We start from the raw sequence: 2,967 nt of genomic DNA on the forward strand, positions 1-2,967 counted from the left end.
TCAAATTATAAACAAACATCAACAGACCCTAAACTTTATGTTACAATTTCGTCCAATTTCAATCAGAAACGTCAACAAGGAATCCGATGGCAACCTATCACCACAGCAGTTTAGATCAACTAACACTCGGCAAACAAACCGATTATCACAGTGAATATGATCCACGTTTATTACAAGCAGTACCACGCAGTTTAAACCGTGATAGTTTGGGGATCAGCTCGCAGCAGCCGTTTAATTGTGGTGCGGATATTTGGACTGCCTATGAAATTTCGTGGCTGAATGCCAAAGGCTTACCACAAGTGGCAATCGGCGATATTTATTTGGATTTTCAAAGTGAAAATTTGATCGAATCGAAAAGTTTTAAGCTCTATTTAAACAGCTTCAATCAAAGCCGTTTTGACAGCCTGCAACAGGTTGAACAGCTGATTCAACGGGATTTGGCAAATTGTGCCCAAGGTGAAGTCAAAGTGCGGTTACATCCGTTAGATGCCTATTGCAATCAAGCCATTGACTATTTTCAAGGCGACTGTATTGATGAACAGGATATTGAGATTGACAGCTATGAATTCCAACCACAGTTGTTGCAACATTGCACGACAGCAGAACAGGTTAATGAAGTGTTAGTCAGCCATCTGCTGAAATCCAATTGTCTGATTACCAATCAGCCTGATTGGGGCAGCGTACAAATTGCATATCAAGGTGCTAAAATCAATCGCGAGGCATTGCTGCGTTATTTGGTATCGTTCCGCCAGCACAATGAGTTTCACGAGCAGTGTGTCGAACGGATTTTTTGTGATCTGATGCACTATGCCAAACCCACGAAGCTGAAAGTCTATGCCCGTTATACCCGACGTGGCGGATTGGACATCAATCCTTATCGGGCAAACTACCCGCTTGAGCTGCAAAATCGGCGGTTAGCACGTCAATAATCGTCTTAATAGGCGTTTCAAGCATAAAAACCCAACAATAAATAATGTGAATACAAAAGGAGAAAACATGAGCTCACATATGGTGAATCCGAAAGGCAGCATGGATCAACTGTCGCATTTGGAGGTTGAATTACTGGAAAAAGGCGTTTCCGGCAACTTGTACCAGCTTTATCGAAACTGCTCGCTGGCAGTGTTGAATTCCGGAGCGGTAACCGATGACAGCCGTATTTTATTAGGCATGTACAAAGACTTTGAAATCGAACTCATCGCCAAAGAACGTGGCGTTTCGTTATTGCTGCACAATCCGCCGGAATCGGCTTTTGTGGATGATAAGGTGATCCGCAATATTCAGTATCATCTGTTTGCGGTATTGCGCGATATTTTATTTGTCAATGTCATCACTAAACAACATTCGTTTCAACAAGCCGAAAACTCAAACAGTATTACCAATTATATTTTTACCATTCTGCGTAACGCCAAAGCGCTGATTGTCGGCGAATGTCCGTCGCTGGTGGTCTGCTGGGGCGGGCACTCGATTAATGAGATTGAATACCGCTACTGCCGGGCAGTCGGTTTGCAATTGGGGCTGCGTGAACTCAATATCATCACCGGTTGCGGACCGGGCGTGATGGAAGCGCCAATGAAAGGCGCGGCAATCGGACATGCCAACCAACGTTTCAAAAACAGCCGTTTTATCGGCATCACCGAACCGTCGATTATCGCTTCTGAGCCACCGAATCCGATTGTGAACGAGCTGATTATCATGCCGGACATTGAAAAACGGCTGGAAGCCTTTGTGCGCATGGGACACTGTATTCTGGTGTTCCCAGGCGGCCCGGGTACGTTTGAAGAATTGCTCTACTTAATCGGAATCAAGCTTAACCCGGCAAACAAAGATGCGCAATTGCCGCTATTTTTGACCGGCCCGAAAGAGAGTGCGGATTACTTCAACACCATTGATCGCTTTATCGGCGAAGTGTTTGGTGCCGAAGCGCAAGCCTTGTATGAAATTATTATCGACGATCCGGAACAAATTGCGCGCAAAGCCAGTGCGCACATGAAGACCATCAAAAAAGTGCGGGCGCAAACCAACGATTCTTACGGTTTTAACTGGACGCTGACGATTCCGCCGGATTTCCAAAATCCGTTTGAGCCGACCCATGCCAATATGAGTAACCTGGATTTGCACTTGGAACAAAGCAAAGAAAGCCTTGCCGCCAATTTGCGCTGTGTCTTTTCCGGCATCGTCGCCGGCAATATCAAACCGGATACCATCGATCTGATTGAAAAGCACGGTGAGTTTGAACTACACGGCGACCCGATTTTAATGGAGAAAATAGATCGCGTGCTACAGGATTTCGTTGATCAACACCGCATGAAATTACCGGGCGGCGAGGCTTATCAGCCTTGTTATCGCATTATTAAATAGCGTTCTTGCTGACCGCACTTTTGCCATGAAAGTGCGGTTTTGGCTTGCGCCTGATGACGAAGTTTTTCCCTTGGATTCAACAATCCATTTATTGCAATTGGTTGTTGAATCCAAGTTAATTCATCAGCAAGCATTCCTTTGAATTTATTTATAGTACCATGTGATACAGTGCTATATTTGACGTAATTATCTTTATTTCCTTGCACAAATATTAATCTTTCCATTGTCATCTAGTTTTCTATTTTCCATGCTGAATTTTTATCATTACGAAAAGCCGATTGCCCTCTTAATATTTCGGGTAATGTTGTTAATGAATTGTCAATATCTAAAATGTGCTGAATAGAAACCACTCTAGCGTCTTCTTCCGTTACTTCTTCCTTCCCAAAAAACTGCCAATCCTCATCCTCATCCTCATCATAAAACACGGAAACAATATTGGAATTGTTTTCTAAAACAAACCTTGTTGTTATTGCTTTTTTTAATATATTTTCTTGTGTTATTTTCATTTTATTCTTTATATGATTAAGTAGGGTCTGTTGATCTTTGTTTATATTTTAAGTTGTCGTTTAAAATGAGCACAATCCGCAGGACTATGACTCTTTTTCGCCA

At 43.0% G+C, this 2,967-nt stretch carries 4 protein-coding genes; 2 read left to right on the plus strand and 2 right to left on the minus strand.

Features of this window, described 5'->3' with window-relative positions; all coding sequences use genetic code 11:
- Positions 1–86: 86 nt before the first annotated feature.
- Positions 87–929 carry an NADPH-dependent 7-cyano-7-deazaguanine reductase QueF gene (gene queF, locus FHQ30_RS10775; RefSeq protein ID WP_139612312.1) on the plus strand — a complete coding sequence of 281 codons (843 nt, stop codon included), beginning with the start codon at positions 87–89 and terminating at the stop codon, positions 927–929.
- Between the two features lie 67 nt (positions 930–996).
- Entirely contained in the window at positions 997–2,358 is a 1,362-nt protein-coding gene (ppnN, locus tag FHQ30_RS10780) for a nucleotide 5'-monophosphate nucleosidase PpnN (protein ID WP_139612313.1), read from the plus strand.
- On the opposite strand, the gene FHQ30_RS10785 is transcribed toward ppnN, so the two are convergent.
- On the minus strand, positions 2,340–2,588 hold the full coding sequence (locus FHQ30_RS10785; RefSeq protein WP_139612314.1) for a hypothetical protein: 249 nt from the start codon (positions 2,586–2,588) through the stop codon (positions 2,340–2,342). The genes ppnN and FHQ30_RS10785 overlap by 19 nt on opposite strands.
- On the minus strand, positions 2,589–2,864 hold the full coding sequence (locus FHQ30_RS10790) for a hypothetical protein (RefSeq protein WP_139612315.1): 276 nt from the start codon (positions 2,862–2,864) through the stop codon (positions 2,589–2,591). It abuts the gene before it with no gap.
- Positions 2,865–2,967 lie beyond the last annotated feature (103 nt).

Source organism: Testudinibacter sp. 'clade 2' (assembly GCF_006227735.1).
Taxonomy (GTDB): Bacteria; Pseudomonadota; Gammaproteobacteria; order Enterobacterales; family Pasteurellaceae; genus Chelonobacter.